Source organism: Porphyromonas vaginalis, assembly GCF_958301595.1.
In the GTDB taxonomy this organism is placed as follows: Bacteria; Bacteroidota; Bacteroidia; order Bacteroidales; family Porphyromonadaceae; genus Porphyromonas; species Porphyromonas vaginalis.
In genome coordinates, this window is record NZ_CATQJU010000001.1 from 2,212,549 (window position 1) to 2,233,698 (window position 21,150).

At 52.9% G+C, this 21,150-nt stretch carries 14 protein-coding genes; 5 read left to right on the top strand and 9 right to left on the bottom strand.

Annotated elements, in window-relative coordinates; genetic code table 11:
• A complete protein-coding gene (gene queF / locus Q2J34_RS08620; protein ID WP_300970001.1) occupies positions 1 to 504 on the bottom strand; it encodes a preQ(1) synthase in 504 nt (167 codons plus the stop codon).
• Between the two features lie 63 nt (positions 505 to 567).
• Positions 568 to 2,088: a PhoH family protein gene (locus Q2J34_RS08625; RefSeq protein ID WP_298888048.1), complete on the bottom strand. Its 1,521-nt coding sequence runs from the start codon at positions 2,086 to 2,088 to the stop codon at positions 568 to 570.
• Positions 2,089 to 2,226: 138 nt separating this feature from the next.
• On the opposite strand from Q2J34_RS08625, the gene Q2J34_RS08630 reads away from it, so the two are divergent.
• Genes Q2J34_RS08630 through Q2J34_RS08645 form a run of 4 tightly spaced genes read left to right on the top strand, consistent with a single transcriptional unit; the run spans position 2,227 to position 8,139 of the window.
• Complete coding sequence (locus tag Q2J34_RS08630; RefSeq protein WP_300970002.1) at positions 2,227 to 3,978, top strand: phospho-sugar mutase; 1,752 nt, start codon at positions 2,227 to 2,229, stop codon at positions 3,976 to 3,978.
• 21 nt (positions 3,979 to 3,999) lie between these two features.
• Positions 4,000 to 6,246: a tetratricopeptide repeat protein gene (locus Q2J34_RS08635; protein ID WP_300970003.1), complete on the top strand. Its 2,247-nt coding sequence runs from the start codon at positions 4,000 to 4,002 to the stop codon at positions 6,244 to 6,246.
• Between the two features lie 35 nt (positions 6,247 to 6,281).
• On the top strand, positions 6,282 to 7,553 hold the full coding sequence (locus Q2J34_RS08640) for a phosphoglycerate kinase (RefSeq protein ID WP_300970004.1): 1,272 nt from the start codon (positions 6,282 to 6,284) through the stop codon (positions 7,551 to 7,553).
• Position 7,554: 1 nt separating this feature from the next.
• On the top strand, positions 7,555 to 8,139 hold the full coding sequence (locus Q2J34_RS08645; protein ID WP_298888056.1) for a GNAT family N-acetyltransferase: 585 nt from the start codon (positions 7,555 to 7,557) through the stop codon (positions 8,137 to 8,139).
• Positions 8,140 to 8,376: 237 nt separating this feature from the next.
• Here Q2J34_RS08645 and Q2J34_RS08650 read toward each other — a convergent pair whose 3' ends face one another.
• The 4 genes from Q2J34_RS08650 to Q2J34_RS08665 all read right to left on the bottom strand — a co-directional run bounded on the left by Q2J34_RS08650 (position 8,377) and on the right by Q2J34_RS08665 (position 15,093).
• A complete protein-coding gene (locus Q2J34_RS08650) occupies positions 8,377 to 10,107 on the bottom strand; it encodes an ABC transporter ATP-binding protein (protein WP_300970005.1) in 1,731 nt (576 codons plus the stop codon).
• A gap of 3 nt (positions 10,108 to 10,110) precedes the next feature.
• Entirely contained in the window at positions 10,111 to 11,886 is a 1,776-nt protein-coding gene (locus Q2J34_RS08655; RefSeq protein ID WP_300970006.1) for an ABC transporter ATP-binding protein, read from the bottom strand.
• Between the two features lie 323 nt (positions 11,887 to 12,209).
• Positions 12,210 to 13,622, bottom strand: a complete 1,413-nt coding sequence (locus Q2J34_RS08660; RefSeq protein WP_300970007.1) for a T9SS type A sorting domain-containing protein — start codon at positions 13,620 to 13,622, stop codon at positions 12,210 to 12,212.
• A 58-nt stretch (positions 13,623 to 13,680) separates the two neighbouring features.
• Positions 13,681 to 15,093, bottom strand: a complete 1,413-nt coding sequence (locus Q2J34_RS08665) for a T9SS type A sorting domain-containing protein (RefSeq protein WP_300970008.1) — start codon at positions 15,091 to 15,093, stop codon at positions 13,681 to 13,683.
• A 1,091-nt stretch (positions 15,094 to 16,184) separates the two neighbouring features.
• Here Q2J34_RS08665 and gdhA point away from each other — a divergent pair.
• A complete protein-coding gene (gene gdhA, locus Q2J34_RS08670) occupies positions 16,185 to 17,522 on the top strand; it encodes an NADP-specific glutamate dehydrogenase (protein WP_300970009.1) in 1,338 nt (445 codons plus the stop codon).
• A gap of 182 nt (positions 17,523 to 17,704) precedes the next feature.
• Here gdhA and ung read toward each other — a convergent pair whose 3' ends face one another.
• The 3 genes from ung to Q2J34_RS08685 all read right to left on the bottom strand — a co-directional run bounded on the left by ung (position 17,705) and on the right by Q2J34_RS08685 (position 21,090).
• Complete coding sequence (gene ung / locus Q2J34_RS08675; RefSeq protein WP_300970010.1) at positions 17,705 to 18,370, bottom strand: uracil-DNA glycosylase; 666 nt, start codon at positions 18,368 to 18,370, stop codon at positions 17,705 to 17,707.
• A 109-nt stretch (positions 18,371 to 18,479) separates the two neighbouring features.
• Positions 18,480 to 19,790: an acetyl-CoA hydrolase/transferase family protein gene (locus Q2J34_RS08680; RefSeq protein ID WP_298888069.1), complete on the bottom strand. Its 1,311-nt coding sequence runs from the start codon at positions 19,788 to 19,790 to the stop codon at positions 18,480 to 18,482.
• Between the two features lie 139 nt (positions 19,791 to 19,929).
• Complete coding sequence (locus Q2J34_RS08685) at positions 19,930 to 21,090, bottom strand: iron-containing alcohol dehydrogenase (protein ID WP_300970159.1); 1,161 nt, start codon at positions 21,088 to 21,090, stop codon at positions 19,930 to 19,932.
• Positions 21,091 to 21,150 lie beyond the last annotated feature (60 nt).

Below are 21,150 nucleotides of genomic sequence, written 5' to 3' on the forward strand. Positions count from 1 at the left end.
CTAGTGGTGGAAGGCGAGCATACGCTCACGAGCATACGACTCGTAGGGCGTACCTGGACGGCCATAATTGCAAAAAGGCACAATGCTAATGCCGCCTCGTGGCGAGAAGTCGCCCGTCACCTCGATATACTTCGGGTCCATCAGACGGATCAGGTCGTCCATGATGATGTTCACACAATCCTCATGAAAGGCACCATGCGAGCGAAAGCTAAAGAGATAGAGCTTGAGGCTCTTGCTCTCGACCATACGCACGTCTGGGATATACTCTATATATATGGTAGCGAAGTCAGGCTGCCCAGTGATAGGACAGAGTGCCGTGAACTCGGGGCACTCGAAGCGTACGTGGTAGTCGCGGTCTTGATGTCTATTCTCAAAAGCCTCTAGCACACTCGGATCGTAGTCCTGTGCGTAGACGGTGCGCTTATTGCCTAGTAGGGAGAGCCCCTCGACAGATTTGTCACGAGCTCCGTCATGAGCTCCCGCAGGAGATATAGTTTCTTTCATATTACAGATTTAGGATATTGGACTAGTGCTACTAAGCCTCTAGTAGCACTAGTCTCTATAGCATTAGAGTAGGTGTGAGGCCAGCTCACTGAGTTCGCTGCGCTCTCCCTTGATCAGGTTAACGTGTGCGAAGAGCGTCTCACCACGCATCTTGTCGATCATGTAGGCGAGACCATTGCTCTGGCTGTCTAGATAAGGTGAGTCGATCTGCTCCACGTCACCGCAGAAGATCATCTTCGTCCCCTCACCAGCACGCGTGATAATCGTCTTGACCTCGTGAGGAGTCAAGTTTTGCGCCTCATCGACGATCACGATAGCGTCCGCCAGACTACGACCACGCAGATAGGCTAGAGCCTCGATGATGAGCTTATTGTCCTGCTGGAGCTTCTCCAGCTCAGCCTGCTGCTTGCCGCCCTTAAACTGCGACTTGATCACATTCAGATTGTCAAAGAGGGGCTGCATATAGGGGCGCACCTTCTCCTGCTCCGTACCAGGCAGAGCACCGAGATCCTTATTGGCGAGAGCCACGATAGGACGTGCCAGCATAACCTGTCCATAGCGGTCAGCTTGGTCTAGAGCTGCGGCAAGTGCTAGGAGCGTCTTACCGGTACCGGCCTTGCCCGAGAGTGCCACGAGGAGTACGTTGGGATCCATCAGCACGTCAAAGGCAAAAGCCTGCTCCGCATTCCTAGGCGTGATGCCCATGTGAGTGAACTTGTCTACCCGCTGCACCATCGCCTCAAAGGGATTGTAGCGCGCCAGCACACTGCTCTGGTCACTCTTGAGGACGAAGCACTCATTGGGTTGTATCTTGCTGCCAAACTCAAACTCGTCAAGTGCTACTCCCTGCTCATTGTCATAGAGACGATTGATAAGCTCTGCATCGATCCCCTCGAAGACTGGCTGAGCCTCCTCAAAGAGGTCGAAGGTCTGCACCTTATCGTTGAAGTAATCCTCTACAGGGATGCCGAGCGACTTAGCCTTCATACGGAGGTTTATGTCCTTGCTCACGAGGATCGTCTGCTCTCCTTCGTTTGCCTCAGCAATGTGTAGCGTAGCGCTCATGATCTTATGGTCTGGGATGTTTTCCCCAAAGGCGTGCGCCACACGCTCATGAGGCTTATTGCCTAGATAGACGTAGAGGCGTCCTCTCCCCTCTCCTAGGTCAGCGCCATGCTCGAAGAAGTCAGCATCCGTCAGCTCATCAAGTCTGCGAACGAAAGCACGTGCGTTGAAGTTGATCTGATCGGAGCCTTTCTTAAACTTGTCCAGCTCCTCGAGCACCACGATGGGAAGATAGATGTCATTGTCCTCAAACTTGTCGATGCACTCATAGTCGTGCAGGATGACGTTGGTGTCCAGGACAAAGTTCTTGCTGTGCGATACTCTTGTAGCCTTGCCCTTAGCACTGGAGCGGGGCGTCGTCTTGGAGTGACTCTTGTTGGAGGTTCCCTTTCGCTCTGTAGTAGCAGAGGAGGTCTTCTTTTGAGCTGTTGGCATATTGGTCTGTTTTTCTAGTTCATATTCGCAAGCTTGTATCTTGCTCGTCCCAAAGTTAGCTATTTTGCTCCAAACGGCCAGCATCCAGCATCTAGGAGAGGACTACTTTGTCTAGATAAGCGGGTTCTTCCTTAGAGTGCGAGCCTAAGATGTCGCTGGTTTGAAATATATTTGGTAAGTTTGTACTATCGAATAAGAACCAATCTAGCAACAGAATATTCTATGGCAACTTTATCACCCGAACTAATACAACAAGCACAAGAGCGTGCTAAGCAATGGCTCGCACCCGCCTTCGACAGTGAGACACGTCAGCAAGTAGAGGCTCTCCTCGCCGCTGAGGACAAGACACCTCTCGTGGAGGCCTTCTACCAAGTACTAGAGTTTGGCACGGGAGGTCTGCGTGGCATCATGGGAGCCGGCACTAACCGCATGAATAAATACACCGTCGGCATGGCTACGCAGGGACTGGCCAACTACCTCCTGCAATGCTTCGCTGGCGAAGAGATCTCCGTAGCTATCGGATACGATGGGCGCAACAACAGCCCCTTCTTCGCTCAGACGACGGCCGACGTACTCACGGCAAACGGCATCAAGGTCTACCTCTACGATGCGCTCCGCCCTACCCCGATGGTTTCCTATGCGATCCGTCAGCTGGGCTGTAAGAGTGGCGTCATGGTGACCGCCTCGCACAATCCCAAGGAGTACAACGGCTACAAGGTCTTCTGGAGCGATGGTGCACAAATCATCGCACCGCACGACAAGGCAATCGTCAATGAGGTGAAGAGCATCACAGACATTGCCCAGGTGAAGTGGCAGGGCAATCCAGCGCTCGTCGAGATGATCGGAGCTGAGATGGACGACCGCTTCATCCACGATGTCTGTACCCTATCGCTCTCGCCTGAGTCGGTGCAGCGTCACAGTGATATGGGGATCGTCTACACACCCATCCACGGTACTGGCGTGCGTATCGTACCTCGTGCGCTAGAGGCTTTTGGCTTTAAGAATATCATCCATGTGCCGGAGCAAGATGTGATCGATGGCAACTTCCCAACGGTCGTCTCACCGAATCCCGAGGAGCCGGCAGCTATGAAGCTGGCGATAGAGCGTGCCGAGGCTACGGGTGCTGACCTAGTCCTAGCAAGTGATCCAGACGGCGACCGCATCGGTGTCGCTGTACGCAACGAGCAGGGCGAGATGCACCTGATCAATGGTAACCAGATCTGCGCCCTCCTGACCTACTATACGATAGCTCGCCGCAAGGAGCTGGGCGATCTACGTCCCGATGACTTTGTGGTCAAGACGATTGTGACTACGGAGCTAATCCCCGCCATTGCCGAGGACTACGGTGTAGAGTGCATGGACTGCTACACAGGCTTCAAGTGGATCGCCAATGAGGTCCGCGAGCAGGAGGGCAAGCGTCGCTACATAGGTGGTGGCGAGGAGAGCTACGGCTACCTCTGGGAGACTTTCGTACGAGACAAGAGCTCGGTGTCGGCTTGCTCTATCTTTGCAGAGCTGACTGCGTGGGCTTTGGACAAGGGCTTGACCATTGATATGCTCCTAGAGAAGATCTACTACGAGCATGGCTACTTCCTCGAGCAGGGCATTAGCGTAGTGCGCAAGGGCATCAAGGGAGCTCAGGAGATTAGCCAGATGATGGTCGACTACCGCTCCAACCCGATGAAGGAGCTGGCGGGCAGTCCCGTGGTAAAGATACTAGACTATCAGTCGCTCGAGGGTAAGTGCCTCAAGAGTGGCGAGACCTTCCCGATCAAGATGCCAGCGACCAGCAATGTGCTACAGTACCACACGGCCGACGGGACAGTTCTCTCGATACGTCCCTCAGGCACGGAGCCTAAGATCAAGTACTACATCGGTGTCACCTACAAGCGTGGCTCTGGTCCCGCTTGCGACCATCCCGAGCAGCTACTCCGTGACCGCATCAAGGCAATACGTGAGCAGCTAAGCATCTAAGAGCTGGTACACATTATATATATGGTTACAGACGATATCTACCAGCTCATCTCTGATCATCAGATCGCCGCAGCTGTCAAGCTACTAGGTGAGCAGATACAGTCTCATGTGCGTATCCCCGTGGAGCAGCGTGACCGCTACCACTCGGCCAAGCGCATCCTAGAGACGATGCTACAATACCTAGAGTCGCCGATACAAGACCCAGAGCTGGAGGCTAACTATAGCTACCTGCTCCGGACGCTCTACGAGGTAACCGATGCTCTGAGAGATAGTGAGTGGCTGGCTCAATCGCCCCAGTACGAAAAGCAAGCGAACTACTACTCCCTACTGCTGGACAATGGAGGACTCGCAATGGTTGTCGAGCAACTGACGCTCCAGTCCAACCTGTCTACAGTAGACCGTCCGCGCTACGACGAACTGGTCAAGCGCCTCACGATGGGACTCCTCTATACGCAGGAGTGGAGCGACGAGGTAGCCTCTGCGCTAGACCAGCTAGACGACTACATACAGCAGGCGGCACTCACAGCTGTCACCCTAGCCTTGCTACGCACGTGGCACTGGGGCAAGCTCTGTTGGCTACTCGCTAAGCTGATGGAGACACGAGGCGAACAGACGATGGTGCGCATTCGTGCCGTCGTCGGGGTGCTACTCGTCGGCGAACTATACAATAGCCGTCTAGCACTCTACGAGGAGCAGCTCCCCTACACGCTCCAGCAGATCGGAGAGGCAATCACCCTCGAGGAGTACGACATGATCTGGAGCCACCGCCTCCGCATGAAGTACACCCCACAAGTGGTGGAGTATGTGCAGAAGCTCTTCGGACGCTTTAACAGTCCTGAGTTTCAGCAACGCTTTCAGGAGATTATCTCTTCGACAGGCGATAGCACCAAGCCAGCCACCTTCGAGAGTGTCTTCGGCGATGAGGAGGAGCTACTACCCCTCGTGGACGATGTACAGGATGGGTACGAAGCTCTGAAGCGTCTCGTAGCACGAGGCTTCGATGTCAACGCCTTTGCGACTAACTCGCTCCTGCAGGGTCCTTTCTTTGAAGATGAGACGCACTGGCTTATCCCGTTTGACCTGCAGCACAGTTCGCTAGCGGCCGTGATGGCTCAGTTTAGCAATGAGTACCAGCTCGGCGAGGATCAGATCATGACGCTACTGCGTGAGTCCATCTTCCAGCAGGTCGACATAGACTTCTACGGCTCTATCTTTAGGATTAGCCAACTGCCTGGTCAGGTGCTACAAGGCATCTCACAGGGCGTCCTAGCTATGGAGAATGTGATCAACCGCACTCCATACATCCGTCCACAGGAGCGGCGAATGCTGGTGGCGGACGACTATACGAAAGCACTGCAAGGGTACATTTGCCAGTTAGCACGCATCTTCGCCTTTATTGAGGCAAAGGTAGCTGCCAGGACTCCCTTTAAGATGCTCTTTGGTCAGCCTAATCCCTTTGCACAGGTTCAGTCGGAAAAGCTCTGCGACAAGCATCTTGACCTACTGCGCGCTTACTGCGTTCAGACGAAAGAGTACGCTGGCGAGCAAGCGACGATACAAATGCAGCTGGGACGCACCTCAGATCCTGAGACTCGAGCCCAGCTCATGTACCGTCTCGCACAGACCTACTACGAGGAGCAGAAGTACATGCAGGCTTACTTCGTCATGCAGCAGATCCCTCCGCAGCTACTCTCGGGAGACACGAGTCCCCTCTTTATCGCGCAGATCCTCTACCGCATGGAGCAGCCGATGCTCGCTATCTCACTCCTCGAGCAGGTACGCCAGCAGGCAGAGCCTGAGCGGCCTTCGCTCGCTATCTTGCGACTACTCGGCGTGCTCTATGTGAAGCTCCGCACTTACGACAAGGCGCTCCCGCTGCTCTTGCAGTGCGAGTTTGAGGATGAGCACCCCGATACGCTCTATCCGCTCATCGCTTGGTGCCTCATGATGACACAGCGCTGGGATGAGGCAAAGGCTTACGCCAGTCGCCCCGTCACCTCGTACGATCAGCTGGACAAAAACTCTCTAGAGCTTCACTACAAAGAGTTTGTGCCCCTACTGCCAGTACTTCTTACGCTCATCGGTGGAGATCTGCAGAGCACACTACAAGCTCTAGGTAAGCTACTAGCCAACGCTGACGAGCACCAGCAGAAGAAACTTATCTCTGCCTATGGGGAGTGCGTGTACGACCTGATGCAGCTAGGCGTGCCGAGTCATCTGCTGGTGCTAATACACACCTGGCTCCATCAGCGTGTAAACACTTTCTAAGTTCATTCACACAGACCAAATACATACTTCTATTCATGATAAATATTCATCAGTTCGACTTCTCTGGTCTCCGCGCACTCGTTCGTGTAGACTTCAACGTCCCCTTTGATGATAAGGGGCAGATCACTGACGACACCCGCATGCGTGCAGCCCTGCCTACGCTACGCAAGATTCTATCCGATGGCGGCAGTGTCATCATCGCTACGCACCTCGGTCGCCCAAAGGGTCGTGATCCCAAGCTCTCTACCGCACTCATCGTACCGCATCTCAAGGAGCTCACCCACGTACCAGTCATCCACTGCCCCGTGAGCCGTGGTGCACAGGCACAGGAGATGGCGCAGGCACTCCAGTCGGGCGAGATCCTTGTACTAGAAAACGTCCGCTTCGAGGAGGAAGAGCAAGGCAAGCTAAACAACCCCGATCAATACACCAACGAGGAGGATCTCAAAGCTGCTAAGGCTGATCTCAAGGAGCGTCAGAAAGCTTACGCCGAGGAGATGGCTACGCTAGCAGATGTCTACGTCAACGATGCTTTTGGCGCAGCACACCGAGCACACGCTACGACGGCTCTCATCGCTCAGTACTTTGCCGCAGACAAGAAGATGTTTGGCATGCTCATGCTACAAGAGGTAGAGGCTGTGCAGCGTGTCCTGCATGGTGCTAAGCACCCCTTTACCGCTATCTTAGGAGGTTCTAAAGTCTCCTCAAAGATCGACATCATCCTCAACCTGATGAACAAGGTGGACAACCTCATCATCGGAGGCGGTATGGCCTACACCTTTGTCAAGGCGCAGGGTGGCGAGATAGGTCGCTCCCTCTGTGAGGAAGACAAGATCGACGTGGCACGAGACATCATGGAGCGCGCTAAAGCTAAGGGCGTGCGACTCCTCCTACCCGTAGATACGGTCGCCACGTGTGACTTTGCTAACGATGCCCCTGCCGAGACCTTCCCGACCAATCAGATTCCTGCCGACCGCATGGGTATGGACATCGGCGCTCAGGCTTGTGCCGACTACCGTGAGGTTATTCTGACTAGCAAGACGATCCTGTGGAATGGTCCTGCGGGAGTCTTTGAGTTTGACAACTTCGCTCGTGGCTCCGAAGCTATCGCTCAGGCAGTCGCTGAGGCTACACGACAGGGAGCCTACTCGCTCGTCGGTGGTGGTGACAGTGTCGCCTGCATCAACAAGCTCGGTCTAGGCGACGAAGTATCTTACGTATCTACTGGTGGCGGTGCGCTCCTAGAGGCTATCGAGGGAAAAGCTCTCCCAGGCATCGTAGCCATCGACCCGAACTATGGCAAGTAGTATGAGACAAGACGCATCCGCTACCCCACTCGTCTCGCTCGTTCGTATGACGCGGTGCGACCTCTGCAATGAGACGCACCAGAGCCATCTACCTACGCTCAGACAGCTCTACGAGGATGCTTTTCCTCATAGTGAGCGTCGCCCGTGGAGTGATCTAGAGCAGCTCATCGGGGAGCAGGGTGCTTATCACTTCTTCCTCTTAGAGCATCCCGAGCTAGGGGTCGTAGGCTTCGTCACGCTGTGGCACTTTGACGACTTCTACTACGGAGAGCATTTTGCCATCCTGCCACAGCTGCGCAACCATCGTCTAGGCGAGCAAACACTGCACACAGTCAAGGAGTACATCGGGCATGAACCCCTTTACTTCGAAGTAGAGCCCGAGACACTCTCCGAGATAGCTGGGCGACGCATCAACTACTACGAGCGCAACGGCTTTCAGGTGGTCAAGCGGGACTATCTGCAGCCCCCGTATCACCGTGAGGAGCAGGGCGTACCGCTCTACATCATGTCGTCCGAGCTAGGAGAGAGAGACTTCATCGAGCGGGTCTGCCAGACGCTCGTCGATCGAGTCTACCCGCACTTCTAGACAGACACGACATCCCCCATCAACGCAAGAGGGGACGGCCACACGAGTTGGTCGTCTCCTCTTTTTCTTGTCTCTTTGATACTCAGTTCCACCCTTGGAACTGAAAAGTTCCAAGAGGGGAACTATTTTTGGAACTCGTATGTACTACTAAGCCAGCACGATACAAAGAGATCCCAAGTCCGCCCCACAGCTTTCGCCCAAGGGGGGCAGTACGAGTTACAGCTAAGTTGACTTCGCCTAGCTCTCTACCTGCTGCAGGTCACAAGCGGTGCGGTAGTAGCCTGGCACATCGTACAGTTCGTCAGGCGTGCCAGAAGCAGCAACCGTGCCCCCAGAGAGTACTACGATGCGGTCCGCATTGCGTATCGTGCGCATACGATGGGCAATGATTAGCACCGTCTTATCCGTCGTAAGCTGTGAGAGAGCCCGCTGTATATGCGTCTCGCTCTCCGCATCTTGGCTTGCTGTCGCCTCATCGAGGATGATGATCGGAGCATTCTTGAGGATAGCTCGAGCTATCGATATGCGCTGACGCTCACCGCCAGAGAGGCGACTGCCATTCTCCCCTATCTGCGTCTGGTACCCCTCGGGCAGCCGCGCTACAAAGTCGTCACACTGCGCTAGCCGAGCTGCCTCGAGGACCTCGGCATCTGTCGCCTCTTTGCGTCCGACGCGAATGTTTTCCATCACCGTATTATTAAAGAGTACCACATCTTGAAAGACGATGGCGTAGTACTTGAGGAGTGTCTCTGGATCGACTGCTGTTAAGTCTTCGCCCCCGAGCGATACAACCCCACTCTGACAGTCCCAGAAGCGGGAGGCCAGTCGTGCACAGGTACTCTTGCCCCCACCGCTCGGACCGACGAGAGCTGTCACCTGGCCCTGCTTGGCGGTAAAGGAGACATGATTCAGCACCTGCGCACCCTCATTGTAGGAAAAGGATACATCCTCAAACGTTAGGTCGACGCTCTTAGGCGCAAAGTCCGTCCGCCCCTCCTGCGTCGGCATATTGTAGATCTCATTCATACGATCTATCCGCACAGAGGCAAAGAGCGTTACGAGGGCATTCGTCATCAGCATAGTCAGTGGTGTATAGACCGACACAGAGATGAGCAGGAAGAAGAGGAGGATGCCGAGCGACACCTCTCCCGCTAGGTAAAGGTGGCTCCCCACGATGACCAGCGTCGGGATCGCCAGCTGTAGCAAAGAGCGTAGTCCATTGACCACGACGAAGCTAGCCAACTCGGTGTTAAAGCTGGTGCGCTCATGACTCGCCAAGACGGCATCCAGCTCTGTCATATAGAGCGTTTCGCCACCGTATGCCTTGATCGTCTGATGTAGCTGTAGCCCCTCCTCGACCTTTTCGCTCACAGAGAGCTGCGACTTGGAGAGCTTGACGAAGGAGCGCTTTTGCGAAGCCAGACATCCCCATAGGATCAGAAGCGACACGGGTGCTGCCCAAAAGAGTGCCAAGGCTAACCGCCAATCTAAGAAGGCTAATCCACATCCCGCCAAGATGAGGACGATAAAGGAAGCTACCATCTGTGGCAGTATATGCGAATATGCGTTTTCAAGAAATGAGACATCAGACATCACACGACTTGTCAGATCGCTTGCATCGTGACGGTCAAAGAAGGAGAGCGGTAGTCGTCTCATCTTCTCCGCTAGTCGTATGCGCATAGTAGCACTCTCGCTGTAGACGGCGAGGAAGGTGCTGTTGTACTGTCTGCGAGTGATGAGATACATACCTATTATAGATAAGAGTGCCATCCCTACCAGCCCCCAGAGGGTGAGGTCTCTGCTCTCGCCAAATAGCTCCATCATTAGGAGGTAAACGAGCATCACGGGGAGCATGAAGGAGAGGTTTTGCACACCAGTCCAGAGACAAGCCGAGAGGAAGTTGTGCGCTCCTCTAGGCGAGAGCGCCATCTTGCGCTCCATCCAGTTGATTAGATTTAGATGCTTCATAGCTTATATAGTCCATTTGATAGATTCTTGATACTCTTGCCACATAGAGGCATAGAGTCCATTAGTACGAGCCAGTAGCTCCGTGTGTGAGCCTTGCTCTACGATGCGTCCCTGCTGCATCACCACAATGAGATCCGCATTGACCACCGAGGAGAGACGATGCGCTATCATCAGGACGGTCTTGTGCACCATCAGACGATGCAGGCTCTCCTGGATCGCATGCTCACTCTCAGGGTCGGCAAAAGAGGTAGCCTCGTCAAGGAGCAGTATAGGCGCATCCTTGAGGAAAGCTCTCGCCAGAGCGATCCGCTGCTGCTCTCCCCCACTGAGGTAGACACCCTTAGAGCCGATGACCGTGTCCAACCCTTGTGGCAGACTACGCACCAGCTCTAGGCAGTGCGCTTTGTCGAGAGCCGCATAGATCTCTTCGTCCGTAGCCTTAGCAGACCCATAGGCTACATTGTCACGGATGGACTTCTTAAAGAGCCTTTCACTCTGGAAGACGAAGGAGATATGCCGTAGCACCTCCTCGACAGCAACCTGACTTATATCTTCTCCCCCGATAGTAATCCGCCCTGTCTCCACATCCCAAAAGCGAGCCACGAGACGAGCCAGCGTTGTCTTGCCACTACCGCTAGCTCCTACGAGAGCCACGCAGGCGCCCTCAGGGATTGTGAGCGTCACATCACTCACCGCCAGAGGAGCCTCTGGAGTATATCTAAAGGATACCCCCTCCAGCTGGATCGTATGACTAGAAAGCTTGAGAGGCGTACTATCCTTTGCCCCCAAAGAGGCATCGCAGAGGGCATCCAGCCTATCCAGAGCCTGCACAGCCTCACGCTTACCACTGACCACATACATGAGTCGCATCGTACACTCCCCGATGAAGGGCGTCACGAGGATAAAGAAGACCAAGCTACTCACCACACCGACCATATCTTCGCCTCGGCTCAAGAGATAATAGGCAAAGGGTACCAAGATAAAGGCATAGCCAAAGGAAGCTACCGTGTAGATGCTAAACATACGCCGACAACTACGAGCATAGACCTTCGCCCACTTAGCATAGTCCAGTAGCGTCTGGTGAAAAGCATTGAAGGAGTAGATCGACTGCTGGAAAGCTTTCACCACGGGCATACCACGCACATACTCGACCGCCTCGCTACTCATCCTTTGCTGGTGATTCATATAGGCACCCATACTCTCACGGTACGCTTTGTTGGTCATCATCGAGCCCATCGCTAGGAGCTGTATCAAGACTGGTATGAGACAGAGCAAAGCCATGCGCCACTCCAGGACAAACATCATCACGCAGAGCGTCCCAAAGCAGACCAGCGTCCCAACGAGGTCTGGCAACTGGTGAGCGCAGAAAGTGTGGGTCAGACCAACATTGTCGTCGATGACGTTTTTGAGCTTGCCTAGGTTCTGCTGATCGAAGAAGCCCAAGGGCATCTCCAGCATACGCCTCATAGCATCCCCTCGCAAAGTCCGCTCTACCCTAAAGGCTGCCACATGCGTCAGCATCAGTGCCAACCCGTAGAGGAGTAGATAGAGCAGTCCCGCCCCGACTGCCCACCAAGCCCATCGCGTGATGGCGCTGGAGTCCACAGAGCCACTGAGCAACTCACGCAGGATAAGCCAAATAAAGATGAATGGCACCAGTGCCACCACGTGCGCCACAGCAGAGCAGGCCAGCCCTAGATAAGCGATCGGCCGCTTGCTCCCCATGGAGCGTCCTAGGCGTCCCAATGCGCCTAGGGATTGATTGTTTGATTGTCTCATATTGATCTGTTGTTATATACTACTTGGAGCCGTTTTGCGTTAATAGGCCCTATGCGCAAGAGCGTTCAGAGAGGAGGCAGAAAGCATCGCCCTATGGACACTCTTACACCGTGCAAAGGTAGAGCGTAATCGTTAGAACAGCAATACCAAATAGTCGGTAATATACTGTATATCAAAACAATGCGAACGTTCAACAAGGATCGTTCAAAGCTCGCAATTCGCTACCTCCACTTCTAGACAGACACAGCCTCCCCCATCAATGCAAGAGGAGACGGCCACACGAGTTGGTCGTCTCCTCTTTTAAGTTAGCGGGGTGTGGTCACTTAGTGGCGCTGGACCACTATGCGATGTAGCTCTCCTGAGATCTGGAGTAGGTAAAGCCCCGCAGGCAGATGGCTCAAGTCCATCTCTGCGATGCCCTGCGTGTCTGCCATAGCGACAGCCACGGCTTCGCCCTCTATATTATATAGTGTGAGCAGCAGATGTGGTGCAACGCCTGCTATGTGTAGCTCCTGAGCCGTGGGATTGGGATAGATCTGCAGCTGTGCACTAGCTACGTCAGTAACGGCTGTGCTCTTCTTAAAGGTTACCTTGACCTCGGTAGCTCCCTTGACGACAAACTGCTTGCTTGTCGTGATATCTTCGTCGCCCGCCATAATCTTGTCCAGCTCATAGCCTGTCTGTGGAGTGGCAACGACCGTGAGCTGAGAACCCTCCTCAACCTTTGTCAGATCCTTGGCACCCTCAACCTTTGCCGTACCGCCATCGCCAACAACGAGCGTCACTGCGAAAGTCTCTGCGACACCCTCGTACTCCTCTTGGTTGTCGTTAAGAACCTTCCAGTTGCGAGAGCGAGCATTTGCTACATCGACCTTTGTTGCCTCATTGTCTTGATTTGCTTTACGACTTGAGACGAGGATGAGTTGCCCCTCCTGAGTAGGTGTGGGTAGCGTACTGATCAGATGCGTCATACTGATGCCTTTGATTTGATTGCGTGGGCACTCTAGGTAGCTAAGGTTCTTTACACCAGAGAGGTCTAGACCCTGTAGCACATTATCTCCACAACTAAGAGCGACCAAGTTTGGGGTCTGCGATAGGTCCAGTGTTGCGATCTGGTTCTTCGAGCAGACGAGCGTTTTAAGATTTGGGGCCTTCGAGAGATCTAGCGTGGGTAGGTTGTTTTGTGCGCAGTCGATAAACTCCAATGCGGTAGACTTCGGAAGGTCTAGCGTAGAAAGCGCATTCTCGTTGCAGATGAGTCTCTTGAGCTGCGTGGCGGAAGAAAGTCCTTTGATCTGCGTGATGTCATTGCTAAAGCAGAGAATGCTATTTAGCTTCACACAGCGAGATAGGTCTAGCGTGGTGAGTTCATTTTTCGAACAGTTAAGATTCACTAGCGAAGGCATCTGAGTCACATCTAGCTGCGTCAGCATCGCATCAGAGACGAAGAGATGAGAAAGCTCTCCACGTATCGTGATCTTCTGAGATGCAAGCGTATACTTGACGGAGCCTGAGTTAGACTTAGAGGGTTGCTCCTTGACTCCATCGATGGTGATCTGGTTGACATCCTTAGCTATATAGCCAAACTCGATTTGCTCACCGACCTGCTTGGCAGTGGTGAATGTGACCGAGTAGCTGCTCTGCTGAGCTGACAGTGCCAGTGATGACCATAGCAGCACGAGAAAGAAAGACACCCCGAGGGCGCGGAGAAAGATCTGTTGATTACTTTGCTTCATAGGATAAGTTTGAGATTGTAGGTTTATAAGGTTACAAGAGAGTGACTACTTAGGTCGCTTAGTGGCGCTGGAGCACTATGCGATGTAGCTCTCCTGAGATATGGAGTAGGTAAAGCCCGGCAGGCAGATGACTCAAGTCCATCTCAGCGACGCCCTGCATGTCTGCCATAGCGACAGCCACGGCTTCGCCCTCTATATTATATAGTGTGAGCAGCAGATGTGGCGCAACGCCTGCTATGTGTAGCTCCTGAGCCGTGGGATTGGGATAGATCTGCAGCTGTGCACTAGCTACGTCAGTAACGGCTGTGCTCTTCTTAAAGGTTACCTTGACCTCGGTAGCTCCCTTGACGACAAATTGCTTGCTTGTCGTGATATCTTTGCCACCCGCCATAATCTTGTCCAGCTCATAGCCTGTCTGTGGTGTAGCGATGACCGTGAGCTTAAGACCTTCGGGCACCTTAGAGGGCTCCACATCTTCCTGAATCTTTGCCGTACCGCCATCACCTATGACGAGCTTCACAGCATAGCTGTCGACACCCTCGTAAGGATCTTGCTTGTCGTCTATCACCTTCCACTTGCGCGTGATAGCCGTGGCTACATCCTCCTTTGTGGCGATATTGTCTTCGTCATCCTTACTGCTCGACACTAGGATTAGCCAACCGCCTTTTTCGGGTGCTGGTAGACTACTTATCAACTGTGTCATAGCCTTTCCTCTTATCTGATTACCAGCACAGTTGACATCGTCTAGGTGGCTCAGGTTGGATAGATTTAGAGCCGTCAACTTATTGGCAGAGCAATCTAAAAAAGCTAGTTGCTTCGTCTGAGACAGATCTAGGGAGGTGATATTATTCTCTACACAGGTCAGGTTTTCTAGAGCCGTGGCATTAGAGAGATCTAGCGAGGAGATGCTGTTTTTGGAGCAGTCCAGATGTATCAGTGCCTTCATTTGAGAGAGATCTAATGCGCTAATAGCGTTTGCCTGACAGAGGAGCGTCTTAAGCTGTCGTGCGGAGGCGAGTCCCTTTATCTCCGTGATGTTATTGTGTAGGCAGTGAAGCTCCTTTAGTGCCACACTACGAGACAAGTCTAGAGAGGTAAGATTATTTTGAGCGCAGTTGAGGGTCTCCAGCGAAGGCATATTGGTGACATCAAGCTGCGTCAGCATAGCGTCTGAGACGAAGAGCAGGGAGAGCTCTCCTCGTATCGTCACGGTCTGCTTAGAGAGTGTGTATTTGATAGGCGTGCTCGAGCCAGACCTCGAGGGTTGCTCCTGGACTCCATCGATAGATATTTTGTCGACCTCCTTAGCAAGGAGTCCGATTTCGATCATCTCGCCAACCTTCTTAGAGGTTTTCATAGTGACGTAGTGATCGGTCTGCTGAGCTGACAGTGCCAGTGATGACCATAGCAGCACGAGAAAGAAAGACACCCCGAGGGCGCGGAGAAAGATCTGTTGATTACTTTGCTTCATAGGATAAGTTTGAGATTATAGATTTATAAGTCCACAAACCAGTGAGCGTGCGTTAGAGCCCGTTCACAAGACTTATGGTAGTAGACAGTCAGCTCCTGCTACAAGCTGAGAGCTGAGGGTCAAACCACCCACACATATATATATGACTAGTTATTCCCGGGTGCGAAAGTACAAAAAATGTATCGTACGATAGCCACATGGCGATTTCTAGTCCAGAGCTAACGCACTATATATAATGAACTCATCGACCTCTCTACTCCTTGCTGGTCGCTAATGTGTAGTTTCTGAAAGAGCAATTATGATGCGTCAGCCCTAGCTGGGAAAAATCGATGCCGACTCGCTACAATAATTTAGACCTGACTACATATCGAAACGGCACCATGTCGGGGAAAAGTGATTTCCACGTGGATATTTTGAAATCTCCACGTGGGGAATAAAAAATTCTTCGGAGGAATGAAATGAAACTTCGGAAGAATCAAATGAAACTTCGGAAGAAATGAATCACGCCCACATGGAAAATAAAAAACATCCACGTGGAGATTTGAGATTCCCCACGTGGATATTCGAGAAAGGAGAGAATCGGACGAATCTCCCCGTAAAGATATGTAAATGGGGATTAGAGGTTAGAGATGAGAAATTAGAGATCCGATCACTCTGATAGCTCCGATGGTTCCGATAGCTAACAGCTAACAGCCAATTCAGGGGTGACACATTATATATATGGTAACCTCATCTATGCCTCGCTTGTCGCTAATGGGTTGCTGCTGTCTAGTAAAAGCTTTTTGAGGGGGCATTGAGTAGGTCGTTCTGCAGAAATAAGCTAATTATCAGTTCATCAGCATGAAAGTAAAGTTTCATAGGTAGGAAACTGTAGATTGGTCAAAATCGAGGACAGAGTAGCATTTCGATCTGACTATCTCGGGCATTAAGAGCCGAAAAGTCAGGACAGGTAGCCCCAATTCATCAGATTTAGAAGCTAACAAGAGGTCCTCGCAGAGACTTTTCGTTTTTGGTCTGCCGAATACTTGCTTCATTGGGAAATTAGGTGTAACTTTGTCGTACATATCCGATAATCCTAATCATTAATTCAAATGAAGACAAGTGAGATCATTGCCCAGCTAGAGGCAAAGCATCCAGGCGAGCCGGAGTTTATCCAGGCTGTCCGTGAGGTCCTCCTCTCTATCGAGGACATCTACAACCAGCATCCAGAGTTTGAGAAGAACAAGATCGTCGAGCGCCTCGTCGAGCCCGATCGTATCTTCACCTTCCGTATCCCCTGGGTAGACGACAAGGGTGAGGTACAGATCAACCTCGGTTACCGCGTACAGTTCAACAACGCCATTGGCCCGTACAAGGGTGGTACGCGTTTCCACCACACGGTGAACCTCTCTACGCTCAAGTTCCTCGGCTTCGAGCAGACCTTCAAGAACGCACTCTCTACGCTCCCTATGGGTGGTGGCAAGGGTGGCTCTGACTTCTCTCCAAAGGGTAAGAGCGAGCGCGAGATCATGCGCTTCTGCCAGGCTTATGTCACAGAGCTCTACAAGTACATTGGCCCGGACATGGACATCCCTGCAGGCGACGTAGGTGTAGGTGGTCGTGAGGTAGGCTTTATGTACGGTATGTACAAGAAGCTCACCCGTGAGTGCACTGGTACCTTCACTGGTAAGGGTCATGAGTTCGGCGGTTCACGCCTCCGTCCTGAGTCTACTGGCTATGGTGCTATCTACATGGTCAATGATATCTGCAAGCAGCACAACATCGACTTCAAGGGCAAGACGGTTGCTGTATCAGGCTTCGGTAACGTAGCTTGGGGTGCTACCATGAAGGCTACTGAGCTAGGCGCTAAGGTTGTCTGCATCTCTGGTCCTGATGGTTACATCTACGATGAGAACGGTGTCAGCACACAGGAGAAGTTTGACTACATGTGCGAGCTTCGCAACAGTGGTAACGACGTCGTAGAGCCATACGCTAAGAAGTTTGGTGCACAGTTCTTCGCAGGCAAGAAGCCTTGGGAGCACAAGGTAGATATCGCTCTCCCCTGCGCTATCCAGAATGAGCTCAACCTCGAGGACGCTAAGAAGCTTGTTGCAAACGGCGTAACAATCGTTGCTGAGGTTTCTAACATGGGTTGTACAGCAGAGGCTGCTGAGTACTTCGTTGAGAAGCGTCTCATCTTCGCTCCTGGTAAGGCTGTCAACTGCGGTGGTGTCTCTTGCTCTTGCCTAGAGATGTCACAGAACGCAGCTCACATCTACTGGTCTGAGGCTGAGGTAGACGAGCGTCTACATCAGATCATGAAGGACATCCACACTCAGTGCGTAGAGTATGGTAAGGAGCCAGACGGCTACATCAACTACGTCAAGGGTGCTAACATTGCCGGCTTCATGAAGGTCGCTAAGGCAATGGTTGGTCAGGGCGTCTGCTAAAACAGATATACAGCACAATAGCCTAGCTACACACGTATGCGTGTCAGCTAGGCTATAGCTTATACCTTATTTGTTTGCCTTTTCATTAGAGAGGGTCGCTACTCACACGAATAGCGACCCTCTCTCTCTATTTTTCTATCTATGCCCCCTGAGACCGTTGACTTTTGCAACAGTCTCCCCTATCACCAGCGAATCGGCTCGTAGCCGTATCGCTGTAGGTAAGCATTGCCCTTGGAAAAGTGCCGGCAGCCGAAGAAGCCCCGGTGAGCCGACAGCGGACTAGGATGAGGCGCCTCGAGGATGAGGTGCTTCTGGCGGTCTATCAGTGCCCGCTTACAGCGCGCATAGTTGCCCCAAAGCATGAAGACGAGATGCTCCCTCTGTCTACTCAGGAGCGAGATAACCTGATCGGTGAAGGTCTCCCACCCGCGTCCCTGATGCGAGCCTGCTTCGTGTGCTACGACCGTTAGCGTAGCGTTCAGTAAGAGGACACCCTGACTGCACCAGGGCGTCAGATGCCCGCCGACGATCTGCGAGGGATGCCCTAGATCGGAGGAGATCTCGGTCAGTATGTTGCGCAGGCTGGGTGGCACCTCGACACCCTCTGGCACAGAGAAGGCTAGTCCCTCGGCTTGCCCTACCCCGTGGTAAGGATCTTGCCCGAGAATGACAACCCGCACATCTTCAAAGGGACAAAGGTCAAAAGCCCGAAAGATCTGTCCTCCAGGTGGGTAGATCCTCTTCGTCTGGTACTCCGAGCGCACAAAAGAGGTTAAAGTCTCAAAGTAAAACTTCTCAAACTCCTCCTCCAGCACCCGATGCCAGCTAGGCTCTATACGGACATTCATACGATACGGCTTAATAGTTTTATCAAAAAGCTAAGCGAGCCTCCTCTGAGCAACGATACTGGTGTCGCTACTAGAGAAGACTCGCATATAATGATCGGTAAGCTTACGACTACTTGCCCCAGCGCTTGATGACAGCCTCCTGAAGCATCTCTCTAAACTTAGGATGTGCGATGCCGATAAGTGCCTCAGCACGCTCACGAGCCGTCTTACCACGCAGACGCGCTACACCATACTCCGTGACAACATAGTCCACGTCGTTGCGACCCGTGGTGATGGCTGCGCCCTCGGCTAGGATCGGCACGATACGGCTGATCTCGCCGCCCTTGGCAGTAGAAGCGAAGGCAAGGATACTACGCCCGCCCTTAGAGCGTCTAGCACCACGCATGAAGTCCACCTGACCACCAGAGCCACTCAGCATGCTGTAGCCGATGCTCTCAGCATTAACCTGACCGAGCAGATCGATCTCTAGGCAAGAATTGATCGAGACCATGTTGTCGATGCTAGCCACGACAAAGGGATCATTCGTATAGCTCACAGGATACATCTCAACCTCCTCATTGTGGTCAAAGAAGTCGTACAGCTCCTTCGTACCCATCGCAAAGGCCGTGACCACCTTGTTAGGATTGCGCGTCTTACGCTTGCCCGTGATGACACCCTCACGCATCAGCTTCATAACACCATCGGTGATCATCTCCGAGTGGATACCTAGATCCTTGCGATCCTTAAGATTGCTCAGGACAGCATCGGGGATAGCACCAATGCCTAGCTGTAGCGTGTCGCCATCCTTGATCATGGATGCACAGATCTCACCGATCTTGCGCTCTATCTCACCAGGCACAGCGGGGGGCACCTCAGGTACAGCCGTACTCACCTCGATGATATGATTCAGCTTCGTCACATGGATCAGGTTGTCGCCACCGATGAAGGGGAGCTGATCATTGACCTCTGCGATTACGACACGAGCAGCATCGGTAGCTGGCTTGGTATAGTCACACGAGAGACTGAAGGAGCAGTAACCCTCTTCATTGGGTCTGGTCAACTGGACGATAGCAACATCTACAGGGTAGAAGCCATCGGTAAAGAGCCCTGGCACCTCATGGAAGTGGCAGGGGAAGAAGTCCACCAACCCCGCACGGCACGCCTTGCGCGCGTTGGCCTCGAGGAAGTTGATCTTAAGATTAAAGTTTTTGGCTATCTCAGGCGTAAACTGGTACCCAGCACCATAATACAGGACGTGAAAGATATTACCTGCGGGCAGCTCAGCGACATGCTCCATCATACATTTCAGGAGCGTATCAGGGGCGGCAGCCGCATGACCTATGACAATGTTACACCCCTCTGTAAGTTCCTTCTTGAGAGCCTCTAGGGGGGTGGTCAGATGAGATTGATAATAGGACTTCCAGTCCTGATTCTTTTGCATAGTGTGTCTAGCTTATCTGTTGAATGAAGTGTTGTCTATACTTAGCCCTTGAAAGCGCAGCCTCGCTCGTAATGGACTTAGAGCGAGGAGCGCATCGAGCTTTGTCGAGTACAAAGATACAAATTATTACGGAAGCGACTTACTCGTAAGCCAGCTCCAGGATCTGTCGTACGATCTCGGGCGTCATATTCTGATGCTCACCGAGTACAGTGCCACGCTCCGTAAAGCGACGCACCACCTCGTCGATCACCTCGTGAGGTACCTCCGCATCACGTAGCGTGACCGAGAGACCGAGCTTGGCAAAGAACTGCTTCGTCGCTTCGATAGCTGCCGTAATAGCGTGCTCTTCGCCTTGGCACGCCTGAGGGGTCAAGCCCCATATCCGAGCCGCATACTGCAGGAGCTTGTCCTGCTTGCCTAGATGGCGCATCACCTGTAGCGTGGCGGGCAGGATGATTGCGAGCGTATGCCCGTGTGTCAGACCCGTCAGGGCGGTCACCTCGTGACCTATATAGTGCGTACTCCAGTCTTGATCCACACCCCACGAGAGGTAACCGTTGAGTCCGACAGTAGCGCAGAGCATAAACTCACCCATCAGATCGACATCCTGATGGTTGTGCGTCAGCCCTGGGGCAATCTCAATGAGCGTGTGTAGCACCCCCTCGGCCATACGATCCATCAGGAGCGGACTGCGCATCGTCGTCATGTACTGCTCCATAACATGGACGAAGGTATCGGCTATACCACACGCTACCTGATAAGGTGGTAGAGAGGTCGGTATACGAGGGTCTAGGATGGAGAATTGTGGATGCTTGCTTGAGAATGAATACTTCTCCTGCGTCTCACGACAAGAGATAACTCCACCACTATTCATCTCCGATCCCGTAGCGGGGATCGTGAGCACGACACCGAGCGGTAGATGCTCGCCCCTATGCTTGCCAGCACGAACTATATCCCAAGGGTCCTGGTCACTGCACATCGCAGCGATGATTAGCTTACTTGCGTCGATGACTGAGCCGCCGCCTACAGCTAGGACAAAGTCGCACTGCTCCTGACGCCCCAGCTGTACAGCCTTACGGATCGTCTCGACCGTAGGATTGGACTCGATGCCCCAAAACTCGGTCACAGAGCGGCCCTCCAGTGCTTGGCATACGGCATCGTAGACGCCATTGCTTCGTATACTACCACCGCCCATCACGAGGAGGATGCGGTAGTGTGGATCAATGAGCCGAGGAAGCTCAGCAATGCGTCCCTCTCCGAAGACAAGCTTCGTGGGATTGTAGTATGTGAAGGGTTGTATCATGCTTCTTGGTAGATTAAAGTGTGAATTAGAAGATAGGCTTCGTAGCCTTGCCAAGAG

Coding starts and splice junctions, on each gene's coding strand:
- queF (WP_300970001.1), bottom strand. CDS start 504: ATGAAAGAAACTATATCTCCTGCGGGAGCTCATGACGGAGCTCGTGAC.
- Q2J34_RS08625 (WP_298888048.1), bottom strand. CDS start 2,088: ATGCTGGCCGTTTGGAGCAAAATAGCTAACTTTGGGACGAGCAAGATA.
- Q2J34_RS08630 (WP_300970002.1), top strand. CDS start 2,227: ATGGCAACTTTATCACCCGAACTAATACAACAAGCACAAGAGCGTGCT.
- Q2J34_RS08635 (WP_300970003.1), top strand. CDS start 4,000: ATGGTTACAGACGATATCTACCAGCTCATCTCTGATCATCAGATCGCC.
- Q2J34_RS08640 (WP_300970004.1), top strand. CDS start 6,282: ATGATAAATATTCATCAGTTCGACTTCTCTGGTCTCCGCGCACTCGTT.
- Q2J34_RS08645 (WP_298888056.1), top strand. CDS start 7,555: ATGAGACAAGACGCATCCGCTACCCCACTCGTCTCGCTCGTTCGTATG.
- Q2J34_RS08650 (WP_300970005.1), bottom strand. CDS start 10,107: ATGAAGCATCTAAATCTAATCAACTGGATGGAGCGCAAGATGGCGCTC.
- Q2J34_RS08655 (WP_300970006.1), bottom strand. CDS start 11,886: ATGAGACAATCAAACAATCAATCCCTAGGCGCATTGGGACGCCTAGGA.
- Q2J34_RS08660 (WP_300970007.1), bottom strand. CDS start 13,622: ATGAAGCAAAGTAATCAACAGATCTTTCTCCGCGCCCTCGGGGTGTCT.
- Q2J34_RS08665 (WP_300970008.1), bottom strand. CDS start 15,093: ATGAAGCAAAGTAATCAACAGATCTTTCTCCGCGCCCTCGGGGTGTCT.
- gdhA (WP_300970009.1), top strand. CDS start 16,185: ATGAAGACAAGTGAGATCATTGCCCAGCTAGAGGCAAAGCATCCAGGC.
- ung (WP_300970010.1), bottom strand. CDS start 18,370: ATGAATGTCCGTATAGAGCCTAGCTGGCATCGGGTGCTGGAGGAGGAG.
- Q2J34_RS08680 (WP_298888069.1), bottom strand. CDS start 19,790: ATGCAAAAGAATCAGGACTGGAAGTCCTATTATCAATCTCATCTGACC.